Origin of the sequence: Methanocorpusculum vombati (assembly GCF_026891935.1) — an archaeon.
Taxonomy (GTDB): Archaea; Halobacteriota; Methanomicrobia; order Methanomicrobiales; family Methanocorpusculaceae; genus Methanocorpusculum; species Methanocorpusculum vombati.
This window is the reverse complement of the sequence record NZ_JAPTGC010000004.1, coordinates 1-18,503: the sequence shown is the minus strand read 5'-3', so window position 1 is coordinate 18,503 and position 18,503 is coordinate 1. Positions and strand designations below refer to the sequence as shown.

The following is an 18,503-nucleotide window of genomic DNA, read 5'->3' as shown; positions in this document are numbered from 1 at the left end:
AAAACGATCCGGCGCGGTCCACTCGCGGGCTCCGCCCGCTCGGACGCAGCGGTTGAATCAGACATCCCGAACACAAAACATCACAAAAGGAGAACCACCCCCATGGACACTATCACCACCATCCTCATCATCGGCCTTGCCGCTCAGGGCATCGCATTCGCCGCCCTCATCCTCGCAGGCCCCGTATATGCCTGGAACGATCGCTGGCTTGACCGCACCCACAAGGTGACAGCCGCCGAAGACCGGGACTAACCCTCCCCCCAATTTCACACCATATCCATCAGATCCCCGTACCCCGCCGCCTCCATCTCCGCATACGGCACAAACCGCAGCGCCGACCCGTTCACACAAAACCGCACCCCCGACGGCGACTCCCGATCCTCCGAAAACACATGCCCCAGATGCGAATCCCCCGCCCGGCTCCGGACCTCCGTCCGCCGCATCCCGTATGACCGATCCTCCCGGAACACCACCACCTGCGGATCCAGCGCCTCCGAAAACGTCGGCCACCCGCACGCACTCGCATACTTCGCCGCCGACGAAAACAACGGCTCGCCCGTAACCGCATCCACATATATCCCCCGCCCGCTCTCCTCCGCATACGGATGCATCCAGGGAAGATCCGTCGCCCCCTCCTGCGTCACCGAAAACACCTCCGGTGCCAGCACCCGCGAAAGCTCCGCATCACCCGGCCGTTCATACCGTCCCGGATCCACCCGCATACCCCGTGCCTCGGCAAACAACTCCCGCCGGATATGACAGTACCCTCCCGGATGCCGCTCCAAAAACCGCTGATGCATCTCCTCCGCCGGAAAAAAATTCCGCAGCGGAAGAACCTCCACCACAAACCCCGCAGACCGGCGGCGCTCCACCTCCGCAACACCTCGCACAACAGCCGCCGACTCCTCATCCGTAAAATAGATCCCCGGCCGGTACTGCGTCCCCCGATCATTCCCCTGCCCGCCTCCATCAGCAGGATCAATCGCCCGGAAAAACAAAAACACCAGCGCCGCAAGACTCACGCGGCCAGGATCATACACCACCCGTACCGTCTCCGCAAACCCCGTCCGTCCCGAACACACCTCCGCATACGAAGGCGCCGCAGAAGAAAACCCGTTCGCATACCCTGCCGTCGCGGAAACAACACCCGGAACAGACCGCATCAGCTCCTCAACCCCCCAGAAACACCCGCCCGCAACATAGATCTCCCGCATCCTCCCGCCGTCCTCCTTCGCACACTGCTGCATAGAACACTCTATGTCGGCACAGGGAATAAATGGTCAGATCAGGACAAAATACCTCTCCCCGCAGATCTCCGGCCATCGCAGCTGCACGGATATGTTAGACGTAGTCCGGAAATTCGTTTATTGCCTGCAAATGAACGTCGTTAATCGAATTTCAGCCCACGATTCTCACGGCAGAGCCGTGCGAACCACGGTATGCGGGGATGCTTAATGCAACGCCGAATTTTTAAAAATACATATATATATAACTTCAAGAAATATGCAGAATACATTATATACAATAACGACAAAGTTACAATCATTACCACCAGGAGGACAACACCACGTTCACATTCGACAGCAAACTCAGATACGGCATGCCGCCGCACTTCGGCGGCTACCCCTACACAGCCTGTTACGGCTACCTCGTCTACGAAGACTGCACCAGCCTCTCACTCAGCTACACCACCGACCGCACAACCCTTGAACAGTACATCCCTGACGTCTTTGAACTCCTCAAACCCGAGATCACCGTCAGCAGCAACAACGCCCACGGCGTCGGATGGATGGGCGGCGGACATTACGGCTGCATCGCCCTTACCGCCCCGGTCATCCACACAAAAACCGGAACAAAAGGAGCCTACGTATTAGTTCTCTGGGAAGACAGCGCCTACCCCATTCTCGGCGGACGGGAAGACACCGGCATGCCGAAGATCTTCTGTGACATTGGCGAATACGCCAAATTCGGCAACCATGCCTCACTCTGCGGAAGCTACAACGGCAGAAACTTCATCGACCTGGAAATGGAAATACAAAAAGAGTTCACCCAGGACGAAGTTACCGCCTACGGCGTCCCGGTAATCAACCAGTTCGGCTGGCGTTACATCGGCAAACTCAACAAACCCGGATATGAAGTATCCGAACCAACCATCTATCCCTGCGAGCTGCATCCTACAGCCATCGCATCCGGCACCGGAAAGATCACCTGGACAAAACTCACCTATCAGCAGTACCCCATGCAGGCCCACATCATCGACTGCCTCGCAAACCTCCCCGTTCTGGAGTACTCCGGACCAGCCATGTACATGAAATACAAACAGGTACTCAGAGGAGACCTTGCACGGGCTCTGGAGTAAAAAATGTCAGATACCTTCAAAGAAAAAATCTGCATCATAACCGGAGGAACATCCGGAATCGGCTTTGCAGTAGCCGAAGAACTGCTTCGGCGCGGAGCAGTGGTGTATGTAATCGGAAGCCGCGAATCCAGCGTGGAAAAAACAAAACCGCGCCTGGCCGCATACCCGCAGGCACGCTTTGACGCGGTAGACGTGGCGGATACAAACGCCGTGAAGAGACTCATCGACCGTGTTGTCGCAGAAACCGGCAGAATTGACTACCTGTTCAACAACGCCGGAATCGCCATGACCTATCCGACAGAACTGATCCCGTATGAACAGTGGAAATCCCTGATTGACACAAACATCCTGGGCGTGGTGAACGGGGTTTACCACACGCTTCCCCTCATGCTGAAACAGGGATTCGGGAGCATAATCAACACATCCTCCATAGGCGGCCTGACCTGGCCTGCTTACCAGACCGGATATGTTCTCACGAAGTCCGCGGTGCTCTCCATGACATGGTGCATGCGGTATGAGTATGCGAACCGGAACATCCGGTTCCAGGCAGTCTGCCCCGCAAATGTTGCAACAGAGATCTTCAAAGGATCCACACCCCCGCCGGGAGCCATGCCGGTTCAGGAAGCCGCCGTGGAGATCCTGAACGGAGTGGAAAACAATGACGCGATCATTATTCTTCCCAAAGACCTGAAAGACATAATCACCAGACTCAAGACGGAACCGGCCTTCGAGGACTGGCTCTATACAGAAACGGCACGGCTCAGATATGAGTCGGTGCAAAAGGGTCTGCCTCCCGTTGATGTGCCGGATTTCTCTGCATATCCGGGAGATACAGTCTAAACAGGCCCGGCTGCATATGACAAATGCCGCAGGCATTTGTCATATGCAAGCCCGCCACTCCAAACCTTCCCGGCCGGCGGTATGCGGCGGAGTCGGGATCGCGTCTGCGCAGTTTTTTTAGATAATCCCGCGATTTTGCCGAATCCGTCAGTGCTGCAACGATATCCACCAGAGAAAAATACCAGCGTTCCCAAGCGGGGGAAAGCAGGTATGCAGTACCAAAAAACATTTTTCTGACTTTTTTTTCATTTTCCGTATTCGAGGTGTCAGTCTGTGTTCAACAGTATTTTGTTACAAAAGATACCAGTTCTTCTATCTGTATGACGCTGAAAAAACGAGAGCTCATTGATGTGCTGATTGATTCCCGGTTCGCCGGACGGGAGCGGGCCGAAACATGACGCGGACAAAACAGACCTTCCGATGCCTCCTTTATGGAGTCCTGACGATTCTGATCGTTGTCATGATAGTACTTATCACCAGCCACCCGATTTCTCCCTACTGCGTTGTACTGAACCTAATTGGCCTGATATGCATAGCCGTTTGCTTCTACTTCTTCATGCGGGAATGGTTTGGTCATGAGGAGAAACAGATCTCCGGGTACCTCGTCATCACACTCCTGGCAGTCGTCGGACTGGGAGTTGCCTGCGCTGCGGTTTCGCTTGGGCCGGCTCTTGGTACAACGCCGGACCCGATCGTGAAAATAACACCAGCCCATCCGTATCCGGGCGACAACGTAACGATTGACATTACGCATTGGAACTGGGCGCCCTACAAGGAGAATACCGGATGGTCGTTCCTCCTGCCAATGTTTGACTCCCAGCTGGAAAACCTCTCGGTGAAATGTTCAAAGGAATGGGTCTGGGATTGTCGCGGGATTCATGCCACCGGGATAGTCCCGGTAAACTGGTCTGCCGGTTCAGAGATAGAGGTCCTGACCTGCGGAGTGTACGGATTATCGGATATGTCCAATGAGACCTGCGTATGGATCAGAAGAGCATTCGTGCAGTATTGTATTCCGGTATCGGCTGAGGACAGGGATACCGGTATAGTACCGGTCTGCCGGGAACCGCAAGGAAAACACCTTCCCCTGATCAAACCCGGAATCCCTTTTGCGGAGAGGGTGTCAGTCTGTGTTCAACAGGTTATTGAGATATCGCTGATAAATAACAGTGTGTGGGAAAACATATGAAACTTCATCCTTCCGGAAATGGTGTCGGATCTGCCTCTGCAAGGGCATATACTCTGAGTGGGATGGGTAATCTGTACCTGTGGCGGGATTAAATGGAATTCACGATTACCGAAGATACTCTTCTCGTCTTCGCCTGCTGTGTTGTTTTTGTGCTGATTCTGTTCGGACTGGCCCTCCTGCTCACTCCATTTTTTGAACTCTAATCAGTCCGGGCATGTCTGAACGTTGGGGACGATGCCTATCGGGTGCTGCGGGATTCTGATTTTTCCCGGAACACCCGCCGAATACGGCTCTGCCGTGCGAATCGCGGGATGGTCAGGAAGAAAGATGCAACGCCCCCAAACCCCCATCTTAAAGACCAGTCCCGCCAAATACTAATCATTCATGTACGTTGATCCGATAACCTACGTCGTCGCTTTCGGTGCGGTCGTCGTCTCCTTCCTCTGGCTGCGGGACACCCGCATCTATGCCAGGACCGGCCTTGCAGGCTACCGCAAAGCCGCCTACCAGGGAGTCCTCTTTACTGCCCTCGGATGGTTCGCCGCCGCCGTTGCCGGCCTTGCCGACACCACCCTCCTCTACCTCGGCTGCGGACTTGTCCTCCTCGCCCTCTACCTCCAGTCAAGAATCAACCGGGGCGACGTATGGAAAGGAAACGAATCAGCACTTCAGCGACTCACCGGGGCCGCTCCCCGGCAAAACCCTCAGAGGAAACAATAATGCTGCAAAAACCACGCGGAACGCGGGACTTCCTTCCCGCAGAAATGGCACAGCGAAGATACATCGAACGCCGCATGAGATCTGTCGCCCAGTCCTTCGGCTACGGCGAAGTCCAGACCCCCATGTTCGAAGAGCAGGAACTCTTCACCCTCAAATCCGGCGAAGGAATCATCGGAGAAATGTACGCCTTTGAAGACAAAGGCGGCAGAAAAATCGCACTCCGGCCCGAAGTCACCGCCGCCGTCGTCCGGGCCTACGTCAACGAAGCCCAGGTCGCCCCCAAACCCCTCCGCTGGTTCTACTTCGCCGAATGTTTCCGGTACGAACGCCCCCAGAAAGGACGGTACCGGCAGTTCTGGCAGTTCGGCTGTGAACTGATCGGCGCAGACTCTCCCGCCGCCGACGCCGAAGTCATCGCCCTTGCCTACGAACTCCTCAAATGCTCCGGCGTCCGGTTTGTCCTCAAAGTTGGCCATCTCGCCCCCATGAAACACATGCTCGCCGCCCTTGACGCAGTTGAGCAGAAAAAGGTCATGGCGGCGCTCGACAAACGCGACACCGACCTTCTCCAGACCACCCTCGCCGCAATCGGCCACCCCGACCTCTATGAACCCCTCGTCCGGCTCATCACCGCCGCAACCCTCGACGAAGTCTGGGCCGTTACCGGCGACATCCCCGAAAAAGAACGCATCGAAGAAACCTTCCGCTACCTCACCGCCCAGAACATCCCCTTCGTTCAGAACTTCGGTATCGCCCGCGGACTCGACTACTATACCGGCATGGTCTTTGAAGGATTCGCCGACAACCTCGGCGCCGAAAACCAGATCCTCGGCGGCGGCGTCTACCGGCTGGCACACCTCTTCGGCGGAAAGGATGTGCCAAGCTGCGGGTTTGCTATCGGATTCGACCGCGTCATGGTCTCCCTCGGCGAGATCGTGCCCGAAACCGCACCGGTAGTCGCCGTCGTTGCAACGCCCGGGACGCGGACTGCGGCGTATACCGCAGCCGCCGCGTTCCGTGCGGCAGGTATCACGGTCGTCATGGACGTCATGGACAGGAGTTTTGGGGCCCAACTCTCCTCGGCCCTGAAATCGGGCGCATCCTACGCGGCCCTCATCGGCGAAAAGGAAGCCGCCGCAGGAACCATCACCCTCAAAGACCTGACAAAGGCCGCCCAACAAGAGATGAGCCTTGCAGACGCGGTGCATGAGGTAGCGAATGGTTCTTGCTGACGAACTCGCCAAGAAACAGCGAAGCATCAGTGTAGCAGAATTTTTTGAAAAGAACAAACATATGCTTGGCTTTGATTCCCCCACACGGGGAATCATCACCACCATTAAAGAAGCCATCGACAACTCGCTTGACGCCTGCGAAGAGGCCGAAGTCCTGCCCGACATCCTGGTCTCGGTGCGCAAACTGGGCGGCGACGTATTCCGCGTCGTCGTCGAGGATAACGGACCCGGCATCATCCCCGAAAAGATGCCTGCTGTTTTTGCCAAACTGCTCTACGGCTCCCGGTTCCATCAGGTGCGCCAGACCCGCGGTCAGCAGGGTATCGGCATCTCGGCGGCGGTCCTCTACGCCCAGCTGACGACCGGCAAACCGACGCTGGTTATCTCCCGCACGGGTGCAAAGACGAAGGCACACCGAATGACACTCGTCATCAAGACCGAGACGAACGAACCCGAAGTGCTCTCGCATGAAGAGATCGACTGGGTGCTCCCGCACGGTACCCGCATCGAGCTTGAGTTCAAAAGCACGATGCAGGCAAAGAAGAAACTGCTCGAGTACCTCAAGTACACCTCGGTCGTCAACCCGCACGCCCGGTTCCGGGTGGAGATCGATGATGAGTCCTTCACGTTTGACCGCGTCTCAAACGATGTGCCGCCCTGCCCGGTAGCCATCAAGCCGCATCCGTATGGTATCGAACTTGGCGTACTGAAACGCATGACGGCGGCGTCCGACCTGCCCTTGAAGGAGTTCTTAATCGAAACCTTCTCCAAAGTGGGCGAGAAGACGGCGCAGGAGATCTGTTCCGTGGCAAAACTGGACGCAAAGGTTCGCGTGAACACGATTCAGCTGGAACAGCTGAACCCGCTGCTGGACGCGATGCAGACGGTAAAGATTCCCGCACCGACCGCGTCCCAGTGCCTGTCGCCGATCACCGAAGATCTGATCGTGAAGGGAATGGAAAAGGAGTTTCAGCTGGACTTCATCAAGGCCCGGACGCGTCCCGGCAATGTGTTCGGCGGGAACTCGTTTATTGTGGAGGCGGCTATCGGTTACGGAGGTAAGCTGCCGTCTGAGGGCAACGCCCTGATTCTCCGGTTCGCCAACCGTGTTCCTCTGCTGTATCAGCAGGGGGCGTGTGCGATCACGTCCGCGATTGCGAACGTGAACTGGAAGAACTACGGGGTGTCCCAGCAGGGTCTGCCGATGGGGCCGATTCTGATTCTCGTCCACGTAGCGGCAACGAATGTGCCGTTCACGAGCGAGTCGAAGGATGCGGTGGCTTCCGTGCCGGAGGTTGAGCGGGAGATTACGCTTGCACTCCAAGAGCTGGGCCGCGATCTGAAACTGTTTTTGAATCGCCGCGATAAAAACAAGCTTCAGGACGACCGTGCCCGGGCGATTTGTGCGGTGATTCCGTTAATCGCCCAGAAGGTCGGAGAGATTGTAGAACTTCCGCCGCCGGACACGTCGCTGATTGAGGGGAGAATCATGCGGCGGGTTGTCCTGAAGAAGGGGTCGGCGGACGGCAGGATCCGAATCCGGATAGACAACTACACGACGAAGGATCAACAGGTGTCGCTGTATGACATATCGGGCGACTCGGCGGCTGACGCCACCGTTCCGCCCGATTTTGTGACGGAGATGGAAGGCGAGTACACGAAGGTGTGGAAGCGGACGCTTCCTGCCGGGGAAAGTTTTGAGGTGTCCTATACGGGCACCGGAGGAGGTATTGTGGATATGCAGGGGATAGCAGAAAATCTGAAAGTGGTGGTGGATTTAGATGTCTGATCCAAAAGAACGCGATCTTGCAACCAAGCAGCGGCTGATGGAGATTGCCAAGGTCTGGTATGACCAGATGGACGGAGGCGATGTGCCGTCCATTACGCTGCCGACGCGAACGAAGTACAATATTGAGTATGATGATGCGTCCGAGGTGTGGACGTACGGGTCAAAGGAGAGTACGCGAAACGCGGGGACGGCGAAGTCTGCGATTCATATGCTGAAGATGGCGTATGTGATTGCGTTTATCAAGATGCAGCTGGCGGAGAACCGGTCTTCGACGTTAAGAGAGATGTATTATATCTCGGAAGGCTGGAAACAGGCGAAGTTCCATGCGCAGAATGAGAGTAATTATCTGGTGGAGGATCTGGAGATTATTACGAATCTTCAGCGGGAGTATTTCCATATGCGGCCTGAGGAGGATGGGGCGTCGATTTTTGGTCCGCTGCGGGTGCGGGAAAATACCCGTCGGGGTATGAAGGAGATTCACTGTCAGGATGATGTGGGGGAGGCGGGGTATAATATTCCGAATAATGTGGAGAATGTGGAGCTGGTGGATCACAATGCAACCTGTGTGATTGCGCTTGAGACGGGCGGTATGTTTTCGCGGTTGCAGGAGAATGGGTTTGATGAGGAGTATAATACGATTCTTCTGCATCTGAAGGGGCAGCCGACGCGGGCGACGCGGCGGATGCTGAAGCGGATGAATGAGGAGCTGAAGATTCCGGTTGTTGTTTTTACGGATGGGGATCCCTGGTCCTATCGGATTTATGCGTCGGTTGCGTACGGGTCGATTAAGGCGGCGCATATGTCGGAGTTTTTAGCAACGCCGTCTGCGCAGTTTATTGGGGTGAAGCCGTCGGATATTCGGGATTATAATCTGCCGGCAGATAAGCTGACTGAGCAGGATGTGAATGCGTTGAAGGCGGAGTTGTCGGATCCTCGGTTTGGGTCGGATTTCTGGAAGAAGGAGATTAATTTGCAGTTGGAGATGGGGCTGAAGTCGGAACAGCAGGCGTTTGCGAGCCATGGTCTGGATTTCGTGACGAAGGAGTATCTTCCGGCGATGTTGTCGGAGATAGGCGTTTTGAAGCGATAATTTTTCTTTTTTTGGTCTGTGCACGGGGTACGGTTGGGGGTTGGAAGGAGGTGCCGTTTCGGGTGGTTATTTTTTCACCCGGACAAAGGCAACGAGGTATCCCCATAGCCGCGAATAGGTACTGCCCCGGGCATAGACCGCCCAGTCCACCCCGTGAAATCCCTCGTCGGCATCGGCAGCCGCGGTAATGGTTGCGTGAATCTGTGTGCCGGTTGTCGTACAGGATGTGGTGATCTGGTTGTTCAGAAACCGTGGCGATGCATAGTAATAGTACGCTTCTTCAAAGGTGCCTTCCCCGTCATACGAAAATGCGTAGCTGTCTCCCGGGCGGAGCGTGATCTCAATACGTTTGTAGAGATGTTCATTGGTCTGGCGGCAGGAGAATGCTGCCTGTTCCGAACACGGCAGATATGCGGGACCCGCGGATTTCCGGGGTATATGCAGGATGCGGGAGTTGTACATTTTTGTCTCATTTCTCTTGACGGGAAATCCAATAAGAGTGTTGAACACAGACTGACAGGCAGGAGAGGAGATGCCAAAAGAGAGAACGGTTTTTTTGGAGGAGTGGAGAGGAAAACAGGGGGATGGTAGGGGAAGAACAAGGGAGGGTCACCGGACGTCAGAACACGGCGATCCGTCCGGCTGCCCGGAGATGTCCGGGCTCCTGCTGTTTTGCGCCCGGAGATATTCATAGACCTGTCGGGCTTTCGGCGTAAAGGAGTAATGACACTCTGTTTCGACCATCTCCACAGAGACAATTCCTTCCCGGGCATACCGCCGGAGATACCATCTGAGGGTTTCCGGGGACAGTTCCAGGAATCCGGCAAGTTCGGTCCGGTTTGCGTACGGGTGGTCATAGAGTACCTGCAGGAACTTTCCGGATTTTTTCCGGGTAAGCAGCTGGAACATGGTCTGTTCAAACTGGTCACCGGCAGCTGCGCCTGCTGGATAGTAGAGAGTTGATCCGTTCCGGGATATTTGTATGAGTTTTCCGGCGGTTTTGAGTTTGTGCAGGTGGTAACAGACAGAGCCGCGGGATAACGGTAATCCGGCGACCAGTTGTTTCTGGGAACATCCGGGGTTTTCCTGGATATAGGCAAAAATCTTCCGGGCGGCGGAGGATTCGATATGCTGTTTTTCGGAGTAGATCCGGGCAGCATAGAAACAGCCAAGCAGAATGAAGAGGAACGGAGCTGCAATGAGGACCAGATCATGCAGGGGCGTATTTTCCGAGGAGGCCGACAGGCGGCTGATGAGGATCTGCCGCCAGAAGGGGAGGGCGTCCGCTCCTTTCACATCCAGAATTTCCTTGCCGTCATCGATAGGGATGATGTCTTCTGCGATGTCGCGTACCTGAACGCCGCTGATGCTTATCTGCGGGGAGGAGTCTGCGGAAACGATACCGATGAGGAGAGCGGAGAGGAGGAGACCTGTCAGGAGATATCTGCCGATATGGTTCTGCATGGGGGTGTGCCGGGTCATGGTTGGATGGTAAGAACAAAGGGTGTTGTTTCCGCGGCTGTCTGGGTGACGGAGATGAGCCATTTGCCGGAGGGGAGCATGGGTGAGGTGAGTTCTCGGTGGATATTTCCGGTCCTGTGCAGGTCGTTGTACGGGCCGTATGTTTCTCCGTTGGGCGCGGTGAGCTGGAGTTTCAGCGGGTTATGTTCCTGCGGGTTGTCCCAGTGTAAGGAGATCTCCAGTCTTTTTGCACCCGGGTCTACGGTGTGGCTGCAATCGAACGTGCCGGGTCCATCAATTACGTAATTGCGAACGGCGAGAACGATCCCACAGCAAATACAATTGGAGCAATTATTACAATTGGAACACGCGTCAGGCTGTGCGCGGAGATTCCATCCGGTATCCGGAAAGATGCCGGGGGTTTGGGGAAAAGCGGGGTCTGCTGCGATTCCTGCGGGGATAAGAGAGCAGCAGATCAGGGCTGTGATGAGAAAGACGGAGAGTCGCAGGCGGTTCATAGGTGTAATAATAGTTCTCCAGATATGAGATATATTTGTTGATCACAGACTGACACCCCCGTTTCCGGGGGTGTCAGTCTATGTTCAACATCCTGATAATTGGCGGGGCGTAAGGTATGATGTATAAGGAGTCTGAGAGAGTTGATACTTTCACTACGTACTGTTGTTGTTATTCTTGCGGGTCTGCTGGTTCTGAGTGCGGCAGGGATGATTTGTGTTGTGCAGAGTAGTACGATTGCTTCCGGGGATGAGGAGGGACTGACGGTGATTTCTTACGGGATGCGGGCGGTTCCGGCTAATCCGGAGGATCTTGCCGGGCAGATGGAGATGCTTGCGCGGCAGTATTATCCCTGGATGCTGGATCTGAAGATTTCGCCGGGGACCGTGGATAACTGTAAACGGTTTGGTACGGTACTTACTTTGCGGTATGATTCGCCGCAGGATCTTGCGGTTGGGGATGGTCAGGTGCCTGTGCAGGTTATCCGGGTGATTCTGCCCAGCGAGTTGTTGTGCGTGGCTACACGGTATCCGAATTCGGATGCGGTCGGGTCGTATATTTTGTTGTCGGAGGACGGGGTGCATTTTTCCCGGGCGATGTGGCTTTCGGAGGAGAAGGCAAATATGCTTCTTGCCCTGATCTGATCAGGGTTTGGTTCATTCTGTTTTTTGGGGGTGTCAGTCTATGTTCAATATATTCATTATTATTTACGCAGTATATGGTAGTGATTGCAACACGCGCCTCAATGGCGTTTTGCATAATACACACACTACAGTTATTTCATACACTCACAGGTCAGAATCTGTCTGCTTCAGGGATGTTTCATTCCGTTACGGGCCCGGAATATCCTCTGTGCCGTATTGATCCAAATACCGGAAGCGGGCACATGCCCAACTCATGTGCGTATCGTCCTTGCGTGGGATGAGAATGCTGACGGAATGCTGTTTGGTTTGTCCGTGGCTCCGGGAATGAAACAGACAGGAAGGGATGTTTGACGGGGAGTTCGTTTGACGGCTCATACATTCCCAGGATGAATTCAGGAAGTACGCTGGTGCGGGTTGCAATCGTTTTTTTCTTCGGGTGGTGATACCGGGGGTGTCAGTCTGTGTTCAACAGACTCATGTTTTCTGACAGAGAAGTGTATGTGTGTACTGTGTCATACAGTCACGTCCCCTTTTGTGATACAGAGGGGGGAGAATCTTTCTGTAACGGTTTAGAGAAAAAATCAGAGTTTGTGGCATTTCCGTCATTTCAGCGGCATTTTCTTCTCCGGAGGGGGATGCCGGTATGAAATGATATGTGCTTTTGTTGTCCGGGAAAGCGGGGGTTTTGGAGTGGTTGGAAGATGTGCTCTGCAATCTGTTTCAGGCAGTTGCCTGCGGGGCAGGTTCGTCTGTGAGGATCAGGAGTTCGTAGATCTGTTTTGCTTCGCCGGTAAGTGAGTAGCGGAGTTCGTGTCCGTCTTTTGTGGTGGTCAGCAGTTTTTTGTTCGTAAACGTCCGGAGGTACCAGCGGAGGGAAACGGCGGAGAGGGAAAGGTGTCCGGCAAGTTCTTTTCGGGTGGAGGCGGGATGTTTATAGAGTATCTGCAGAACTTTGCCCACTCTTCCCTTATCTCTCCGGAACTGCCGCAGTTCTCATCGCCGTAACGGATAACAGGATTACGCAAAACTGAGAAATAATCCCGTCACGACAGAATATTTCCCACACTTGCATACCCGTCGCCGCGTCTCTCCGCACAGCCGACCGCCGTCGCCCGGGAAACCTCCACCTCCTCACACACCCGTTCCCGCAGACAGAACGCAAGAGCGGGCGACCGGTGCGAAACACCATCTATCACAAAGTAGCGGGAATGCATACAGAACCGGCATTTCTCCGGCGTCACCATCTGCCCGTCCGTACACCGCAGACTGCCGCCGGAAACGGGAATCTCATTCTCCGTCATAGAACAGAACCGAATACCCCTGACCGCGGAGGAGGGCGGTGATCTCTTCGCGGGATTTATCCGGCTGCTTCTGGACGCCTTCACGCCAGATCTCTTTGAGCGTCTCATCCCGGGTAACCAGCGAAACCTTCCCTTTCACACGGCCAACCTCCTCGCCGTTCTTGCTGATGCGGGCCGCACAGCAGTGATAATCCTTACAGATGAACAGACGGCCCGGATGAATCGTGCAGACATACTTTCCGTCCGGTCGCTTGCGGACGAAGAAGCAGGCCGCAGCATGCTCTTCCTGAATGGAGTGGTCGGTGTCAAAGAGTTCGCGGTACTCGGGGGTGATAAGAACCGCTTTGGTCTCGCCCACCACCTCGTTCTTCACATAAAACCCGTACTTCGATATCTGGCGGTCCATCCGCACAATCTCGCCGATCCCAAGACAGCACAGACCGCACTGCGTACACTCAAACGTACTCATGATTTCCTACTACCATCTACTCTGAGGATTATTAAAGTATCATTCCGGGAAGCTGCCGAACACCTGTCCGACTGCCAAATACTTCAAAGAACAGTCCGACCGCACATCTTCGTAAAAATACTGTCTATATACCTCAGTATCGTACAAAAAAAGAAATCCGTCCGGGTTCAGACGCGATGCATCTCAACCGGGATATCCATATCGAGCAGCGCATTCAGCCCGAGCTTTTTTGGATTGATCGTCATCGTAAGCGTCTCGCCTGCAAGCGTAAATCCCATCGACTCGGTTCCGATACTGCCCGTATAGCTGCCGCCGCCGTTGTTGGTCCAGACAAAGCCGCTTGCAAACACCTCATCCATTCCCGCACCATGGAACTCGCCGGAGAGATCCCCGGTATAATCGTCGCGGAAGGTCACCGTCCCCTGACCATTCGCCGAGACAAAAAACATTGAGACGGACTTCGTGCCCGTCCAGGTGCCGAGAACCGGATCATCCGCCGCAGGAGCAGCAAACGGCGTTACAGCGGGAGTCGGCGTCGGAGCCGAAGGAGAAGATGTCGACGCAGGGGCAGCGACAGACTGCACAGCCGTCGGCGTAACGCACGTAACGGTAGCTACGGGAATCGCAGGAGTTTCCGGAACAGCAGGGGCAGAGACAGACTGCACAGCCGTTGGCGTAACGCACGTAACGGTGGCTACGGGAATCGCAGGAGTTTCCGGAGACGCCGCAACAGTGATGGTCGGCTGTGGAACAGAAGGACCTGTGGTATCCTCGTCCCCTGCAATATTCTGATAAGTCTGCCATGCAGAGATCCCTGACGAAACGACGAGCGCAACGCCCACGCAAATCACTGCAAGAATAAGAATCGTTCCAAGTTTTGACGTATCTGCCATATAGCTATCACCACACCTGCACGGAAAAAGAACTACGAAAAACGTGAGTCGGAGTAGTAAGCCTCCTCCTGTTCGTTGCGGCATTCGGCTAAGCGTCGTACCTGGATCATGGCGTTCAGGCGCCGCACGCAGATCCTGTTTCGACTTGCACCCGCAGGGATTCGCCGTTCCATCGATCCCTTCGCCTCAGCGCTCGACGGGTTAGGTACCGTCTCATTGCTCCGCGAAGGACGTGTCGTTTCTGTTCCAGAGCCGTGACTCTCGCCACCCGTGCTTGCACACGGCTGCGTTACCTGAATGGTGGGAGGACTTTCCTCAGCGATCCCGAAATGATCACCGTCGGCCGCATGCTCCCTCTCACGTACCTGTTATATTAGTGTCAGGGGGTTATCAAGATGATGACGAAAAGGGCTCTATCCCAAAAGTCCAAACGCGTCCATAATGTTTACAGGGAGTCAAATTTAGTATCTGAGAGTCATTGACACGTGAATTTATTTGAAATAAGTGTAAGTCGCAGAAATTCTTCAACCATGATGAACGTTCATCTTTTCTTTCTGGTCTGTTTCTCTCTCATATTAAGATGACTTTTTCTAAATGAATTTAACCGACAAATTAATAGACCAGTTCACGAATATTGACTACAATAAATACAAATTGACGGATTAAAACTCGAGGATGTGTTAGAGATGGAGAATCTACATAAGAGAGATATCGACATTCAATTTGATTTTACTACTGATACACCCAGATATTGGGAAAACTTTTGGAATAATAACAATGGGCTTGGTGCCGGAAATAACGACCCAGATACAAGTAGTAAAACATTACAAAAATACCATCAGCTGTTATGGAGCAAAAAATTGCCCAATGGAGAAAATATGGAGCTATCGATTGGATCAGGTTCCAATTATTTAACATGGAAAAATTTTCGATTTGGAAGTGACTCTATTACAGCAAGTTTTCGATATGAGCGTTATCGGAACATGATTGAAGAAATCAAAAATGCTATCCCAAATTATCAATCATTTATGGAAAATTATCTGAGAAAATCTTATACGATAGGGGGAGAAACTATCTTTCCCAAATGGCATGGGGGAATAAATCAATCAAGAGGGTGTAATCCATTTATAAAAGATCGTTGGGATTTAACATTAGAATGTATTAGGAAATACTATATCGATGAGCCAAGTCCCCTCTATGATACGTTGAAAAAAGATAAGGAATTCTTTGACCTATTTGTGGATTTTAAAGGATATGTAGATTTCTTTTATATGCAAGATTGTGTTTCGTCAGATTATGAGTCAGTAGTCTTTTGGCTGGGTAATGGAGAGTTTTTGCAGAACCCATTGCCCAAAACAGTTGATGAGTATATTCACTGGATAAATTGCAATATGGATTTCGTGAAACAGAGAAACGAAAGAATTCAAGAGGCAATACGATAATGCAAAATATATGACGTTTTTGAGTACAGATTTTCAGAAACTGTTTTTGCTATACGAGACGGGTATTTTTCAGAGGGTGGGCACAACGCCGACAGAACAGTATATCTCCTCTCCCGTACATAAAAAACAAGAGAACCAGCAATGAACCCGAAAAACCGGATATATCTCGCAGTCGTTTCTGCGGCAGTCATTCTTCTTGCGGTTGTTCTCGCCATAAGCATGGGAACCGCAGGAAACGAAGAGGTAACGATCACCATCTACCACACCAACGACATGCACGGCCATCTTGCGGATCTGGCCTACACCATTCCCCTTCGCAGCGCAACACCCAACTCCCTCCTGGTAAGTGCGGGCGACGATACGCAGGGGACACTGCTTACGACCGCCACAAACGGGACGGCAGTCATGACCCTGATGAACGCCGCAGACTATGATCTGATGACACTGGGAAACCATGAGTTCGACAAAGGAGCAGGACATGCCGCAGAGCTTGCCGGACTTGCGGAGTTTCCGGTTCTTTCGGCGAACACGATCTATCCGAACGGTACGGCACTGCTCGGCAGCGACGGAAATCTCATCATCGAGACCGGAGGGAAACGTATCGGGTTTTTCGGGATAACGACGACCGAAACGTCCGGGCCGTACGCGGAGTTCCTCTGCACGGACGAGATCCGTGCGGCGAAGAACCAGACGATCCGGCTTGCGGAGAAGGACGCGGATCTGATTGTGGCTCTGGTGCATATCGGGAATGATCCCTCCTCGTCCCCGACCTCATATGATCTTGCGGCGGCGGTGCCGGAGATTGATCTGATCATCGACGGCCACAGTCACACGGTGATTCAGGACAGGGTAGGAAACACGACGATTGTGCAGACCGGCGCATTTTTCCAGAATCTCGGACGGATCAACATCACGTTTACCGCGGACGGGCCGTCGATTGAGCCGTCCCTGATTCCGGCGGCGGTTCTCCGGAACGGCACTGCGGATCCGGCATACGCGGCACTGTATGCGAATCTGTCGGATCTGTCCGGGGCAGGGTATGAGAGAGTTATCGGAAACTCGGCAACGCCGCTTGCGGCGAACGGGGAGGACGGGACGCGGCTCGTCCGGATGCAGGAGATGCCGCTCGGTGATCTGGTTGCCGATTCGATGCGGTGGTATGCGGAAACGACACTTGCGGGTACGGAACGGGAAGGTCTGCCGGTTGTTGCGGCGGTAAACGGCGGCGGGGTGCGGGAGAATCTTCCTGCAGGAGATCTGACGCTGGGCGATGCTTATACGGTGCTGCCGTTCGGGAATATGGTGACGCTGCTCTGTATTTCACCCTCAGAGTTGTATGCGGCTCTGGAGAACGGGGTTTCCTGTCTGCCGGGTGCGAACGGGAGGTTTTTGCAGGTTGCCGGTATGCGGGTGACGATTGATGCAAAGGCCGTGCCGCAAAGCCGGGTTGTTTCGGTGGAACTTGCGGAGAGCGGGAGAGTTCTTGACCGTAATGATACCACGACGGAACTGGTGTTTGCGACGAACAGTTTTGTTGCTTCGGGTGCGGAGGGGTATGCGATGTTTGCCGGGAAACATCCGATCGAGGAGACGACCGTGGATGCGGTGGTGTTTGCGGAGTATCTGACGGTTCTGACAAAGCAGGGCGGGGGGAGTTTTACCTATGCGGTTCCGGCAAGGATTCTTGGATGATGCAATTGATACCTTTTCCCGGACAATAGAGTATCATGGATCTTCTGACGGATGCTGACGGGGCGTTTGCGGTTGCCCGGGCGAGAGAGCTGGTGGAGGCGGCGGTACGGCGAAAGCCGGTTGAGGAGATTGTGTATCCTCCGGCGTTTGCCCATCCCCGGGGCGTGTTTGTGACGCTGACGGAGTTTGGGGAGCTGCGGGGCTGTATCGGGATTCCGTATCCGGTGATGCCGCTTTCGGAGGCTCTGGAGGATGCGGCGGTTTCTGCGGCGGTGCGGGATCCGCGGTTTCAGCCGGTCGGGCCTGCGGAGCTTGCGGATATTTGTCTGGAGGTGACGGTTCTTACGCCGCCCGAGGCGTTGATCTGCCCGCCTGCGGAACGCTGGCAGTATGTGGAGGTGGGACGTCACGGGCTGATTGTGAAGGCGGGCAGCCGCAGCGGGCTTTTGCTGCCGCAGGTTGCTTTGGAGTATGAGTGGACGCCGTCGGAGTTTCTCAGCCAGACCTGTATCAAGGCGGGGCTTCCGCCGTCGGCGTGGCGGGAGAGTTCGTGCAGTGTGTTTGTGTTTGAGGGGCAGATTTTTCCGTGTGTTCCGTAAGCGAAGCGATAGGCCGTGTTTTTTCTGTGATGTGATAAACGTATTTAGTAGTTTTTTCTGAAAAATTGTAGGTGAGTTGGTGGCGGGTGGGATACCTGAAAAAGAAAACGCAGATAACGCAGATGCGGCGCTTCGCGCCGCGGCTTCGCTCGTCGCATTTGCTCTTCGTCGCTCGCCATCCCGCCCAGAGCTGGGCGGGCGGCGTTGCTGTCGCAAGCGCGACGGCAAATGCTCGCGAAGCTCCCACTCATCCCGTATCCTGCAACA

General features: G+C 54.3%; 20 protein-coding genes and 1 other RNA gene. 12 read left to right on the top strand and 9 right to left on the bottom strand.

Annotation, left to right across the window (positions count from 1 at the left end):
- Positions 1 to 102: 102 nt before the first annotated feature.
- Positions 103 to 252: a hypothetical protein gene (locus tag O0S09_RS03555; protein ID WP_268922570.1), complete on the top strand. Its 150-nt coding sequence runs from the start codon at positions 103 to 105 to the stop codon at positions 250 to 252.
- A 14-nt stretch (positions 253 to 266) separates the two neighbouring features.
- On the opposite strand, the gene msrA is transcribed toward O0S09_RS03555, so the two are convergent.
- On the bottom strand, positions 267 to 1,247 hold the full coding sequence (gene msrA, locus O0S09_RS03550) for a peptide-methionine (S)-S-oxide reductase MsrA (protein WP_268922568.1): 981 nt from the start codon (positions 1,245 to 1,247) through the stop codon (positions 267 to 269).
- A 353-nt stretch (positions 1,248 to 1,600) separates the two neighbouring features.
- Here msrA and O0S09_RS03545 point away from each other — a divergent pair, with 353 nt between their 5' ends.
- The 7 genes from O0S09_RS03545 (at position 1,601) to O0S09_RS03515 (ending at position 9,219) form a co-directional block, all read left to right on the top strand.
- Positions 1,601 to 2,359, top strand: a complete 759-nt coding sequence (locus O0S09_RS03545; protein ID WP_268922567.1) for an acetoacetate decarboxylase family protein — start codon at positions 1,601 to 1,603, stop codon at positions 2,357 to 2,359.
- Between the two features lie 3 nt (positions 2,360 to 2,362).
- Positions 2,363 to 3,199, top strand: a complete 837-nt coding sequence (locus tag O0S09_RS03540; RefSeq protein WP_268922565.1) for an SDR family NAD(P)-dependent oxidoreductase — start codon at positions 2,363 to 2,365, stop codon at positions 3,197 to 3,199.
- A gap of 394 nt (positions 3,200 to 3,593) precedes the next feature.
- A complete protein-coding gene (locus O0S09_RS03535; RefSeq protein ID WP_268922564.1) occupies positions 3,594 to 4,388 on the top strand; it encodes a hypothetical protein in 795 nt (264 codons plus the stop codon).
- A 384-nt stretch (positions 4,389 to 4,772) separates the two neighbouring features.
- Positions 4,773 to 5,108 (top strand): ABC transporter permease, encoded by a 336-nt coding sequence (locus O0S09_RS03530; protein ID WP_268922563.1) that lies wholly within the window; start codon positions 4,773 to 4,775, stop codon positions 5,106 to 5,108.
- Positions 5,108 to 6,340, top strand: coding sequence for a histidine--tRNA ligase (gene hisS / locus O0S09_RS03525; protein WP_268922562.1), 1,233 nt, complete (start codon positions 5,108 to 5,110; stop codon positions 6,338 to 6,340). Before O0S09_RS03530 ends, hisS begins: the two co-directional genes overlap by 1 nt.
- Positions 6,327 to 8,129 (top strand): DNA topoisomerase VI subunit B, encoded by a 1,803-nt coding sequence (locus O0S09_RS03520; protein ID WP_268922560.1) that lies wholly within the window; start codon positions 6,327 to 6,329, stop codon positions 8,127 to 8,129. The genes hisS and O0S09_RS03520 overlap by 14 nt, the downstream gene beginning before the upstream one ends.
- Positions 8,122 to 9,219 (top strand): DNA topoisomerase IV subunit A, encoded by a 1,098-nt coding sequence (locus O0S09_RS03515; RefSeq protein WP_268922558.1) that lies wholly within the window; start codon positions 8,122 to 8,124, stop codon positions 9,217 to 9,219. The genes O0S09_RS03520 and O0S09_RS03515 overlap by 8 nt, the downstream gene beginning before the upstream one ends.
- Before the next feature lie 66 nt (positions 9,220 to 9,285).
- On the opposite strand, the gene O0S09_RS03510 is transcribed toward O0S09_RS03515, so the two are convergent.
- Complete coding sequence (locus O0S09_RS03510; protein WP_268922557.1) at positions 9,286 to 9,681, bottom strand: hypothetical protein; 396 nt, start codon at positions 9,679 to 9,681, stop codon at positions 9,286 to 9,288.
- 147 nt (positions 9,682 to 9,828) lie between these two features.
- Positions 9,829 to 10,701, bottom strand: a complete 873-nt coding sequence (locus O0S09_RS03505) for a winged helix-turn-helix transcriptional regulator (protein WP_268922555.1) — start codon at positions 10,699 to 10,701, stop codon at positions 9,829 to 9,831.
- A 638-nt stretch (positions 10,702 to 11,339) separates the two neighbouring features.
- On the opposite strand from O0S09_RS03505, the gene O0S09_RS03500 reads away from it, so the two are divergent.
- Entirely contained in the window at positions 11,340 to 11,840 is a 501-nt protein-coding gene (locus O0S09_RS03500; RefSeq protein ID WP_268922554.1) for a hypothetical protein, read from the top strand.
- Positions 11,841 to 12,560: 720 nt separating this feature from the next.
- Here the strand turns inward: O0S09_RS03500 and O0S09_RS03495 are convergent.
- The 5 genes from O0S09_RS03495 to rnpB all read right to left on the bottom strand — a co-directional run bounded on the left by O0S09_RS03495 (position 12,561) and on the right by rnpB (position 14,862).
- Positions 12,561 to 12,800, bottom strand: a complete 240-nt coding sequence (locus O0S09_RS03495) for a helix-turn-helix domain-containing protein (protein ID WP_268922553.1) — start codon at positions 12,798 to 12,800, stop codon at positions 12,561 to 12,563.
- Positions 12,801 to 12,883: 83 nt separating this feature from the next.
- Positions 12,884 to 13,141 carry a hypothetical protein gene (locus O0S09_RS03490; protein WP_268922552.1) on the bottom strand — a complete coding sequence of 86 codons (258 nt, stop codon included), beginning with the start codon at positions 13,139 to 13,141 and terminating at the stop codon, positions 12,884 to 12,886.
- A complete protein-coding gene (locus tag O0S09_RS03485) occupies positions 13,128 to 13,610 on the bottom strand; it encodes a YkgJ family cysteine cluster protein (RefSeq protein WP_268922551.1) in 483 nt (160 codons plus the stop codon). The genes O0S09_RS03490 and O0S09_RS03485 overlap by 14 nt, the downstream gene beginning before the upstream one ends.
- Positions 13,611 to 13,777: 167 nt before the next feature.
- Positions 13,778 to 14,503 carry a hypothetical protein gene (locus O0S09_RS03480; protein ID WP_268922550.1) on the bottom strand — a complete coding sequence of 242 codons (726 nt, stop codon included), beginning with the start codon at positions 14,501 to 14,503 and terminating at the stop codon, positions 13,778 to 13,780.
- A 45-nt stretch (positions 14,504 to 14,548) separates the two neighbouring features.
- Positions 14,549 to 14,862: RNase P RNA component (gene rnpB, locus O0S09_RS03475), an RNA gene on the bottom strand.
- Positions 14,863 to 15,189: 327 nt separating this feature from the next.
- On the opposite strand from rnpB, the gene O0S09_RS03470 reads away from it, so the two are divergent.
- The 3 genes from O0S09_RS03470 to O0S09_RS03460 all read left to right on the top strand — a co-directional run bounded on the left by O0S09_RS03470 (position 15,190) and on the right by O0S09_RS03460 (position 18,236).
- Positions 15,190 to 15,945, top strand: coding sequence for a DUF6994 family protein (locus O0S09_RS03470; RefSeq protein ID WP_268922549.1), 756 nt, complete (start codon positions 15,190 to 15,192; stop codon positions 15,943 to 15,945).
- Between the two features lie 141 nt (positions 15,946 to 16,086).
- Positions 16,087 to 17,637, top strand: coding sequence for a bifunctional metallophosphatase/5'-nucleotidase (locus O0S09_RS03465; RefSeq protein ID WP_268922548.1), 1,551 nt, complete (start codon positions 16,087 to 16,089; stop codon positions 17,635 to 17,637).
- A 35-nt stretch (positions 17,638 to 17,672) separates the two neighbouring features.
- A complete protein-coding gene (locus O0S09_RS03460; protein ID WP_268922547.1) occupies positions 17,673 to 18,236 on the top strand; it encodes a TIGR00296 family protein in 564 nt (187 codons plus the stop codon).
- Positions 18,237 to 18,280: 44 nt separating this feature from the next.
- Here the strand turns inward: O0S09_RS03460 and O0S09_RS03455 are convergent.
- The coding region (locus O0S09_RS03455) for a hypothetical protein (protein WP_268922546.1) at positions 18,281 to 18,503 on the bottom strand (223 nt) is incomplete at its 5' end.

Bases quoted from the DNA above. Each gene is read 5' to 3' on its own strand.
- O0S09_RS03520 (WP_268922560.1), top strand. From the start codon at position 6,327: ATGGTTCTTGCTGACGAACTCGCCAAGAAACAGCGAAGCATCAGTGTA.
- O0S09_RS03535 (WP_268922564.1), top strand. From the start codon at position 3,594: ATGACGCGGACAAAACAGACCTTCCGATGCCTCCTTTATGGAGTCCTG.
- O0S09_RS03530 (WP_268922563.1), top strand. From the start codon at position 4,773: ATGTACGTTGATCCGATAACCTACGTCGTCGCTTTCGGTGCGGTCGTC.
- O0S09_RS03470 (WP_268922549.1), top strand. From the start codon at position 15,190: ATGGAGAATCTACATAAGAGAGATATCGACATTCAATTTGATTTTACT.
- O0S09_RS03515 (WP_268922558.1), top strand. From the start codon at position 8,122: ATGTCTGATCCAAAAGAACGCGATCTTGCAACCAAGCAGCGGCTGATG.
- O0S09_RS03465 (WP_268922548.1), top strand. From the start codon at position 16,087: ATGAACCCGAAAAACCGGATATATCTCGCAGTCGTTTCTGCGGCAGTC.
- O0S09_RS03480 (WP_268922550.1), bottom strand. From the start codon at position 14,503: ATGGCAGATACGTCAAAACTTGGAACGATTCTTATTCTTGCAGTGATT.
- O0S09_RS03460 (WP_268922547.1), top strand. From the start codon at position 17,673: ATGGATCTTCTGACGGATGCTGACGGGGCGTTTGCGGTTGCCCGGGCG.
- hisS (WP_268922562.1), top strand. From the start codon at position 5,108: ATGCTGCAAAAACCACGCGGAACGCGGGACTTCCTTCCCGCAGAAATG.
- O0S09_RS03555 (WP_268922570.1), top strand. From the start codon at position 103: ATGGACACTATCACCACCATCCTCATCATCGGCCTTGCCGCTCAGGGC.
- O0S09_RS03490 (WP_268922552.1), bottom strand. From the start codon at position 13,141: ATGACGGAGAATGAGATTCCCGTTTCCGGCGGCAGTCTGCGGTGTACG.
- O0S09_RS03510 (WP_268922557.1), bottom strand. From the start codon at position 9,681: ATGTACAACTCCCGCATCCTGCATATACCCCGGAAATCCGCGGGTCCC.
- O0S09_RS03545 (WP_268922567.1), top strand. From the start codon at position 1,601: ATGCCGCCGCACTTCGGCGGCTACCCCTACACAGCCTGTTACGGCTAC.
- O0S09_RS03540 (WP_268922565.1), top strand. From the start codon at position 2,363: ATGTCAGATACCTTCAAAGAAAAAATCTGCATCATAACCGGAGGAACA.
- O0S09_RS03485 (WP_268922551.1), bottom strand. From the start codon at position 13,610: ATGAGTACGTTTGAGTGTACGCAGTGCGGTCTGTGCTGTCTTGGGATC.
- O0S09_RS03505 (WP_268922555.1), bottom strand. From the start codon at position 10,701: ATGACCCGGCACACCCCCATGCAGAACCATATCGGCAGATATCTCCTG.
- msrA (WP_268922568.1), bottom strand. From the start codon at position 1,247: ATGCAGCAGTGTGCGAAGGAGGACGGCGGGAGGATGCGGGAGATCTAT.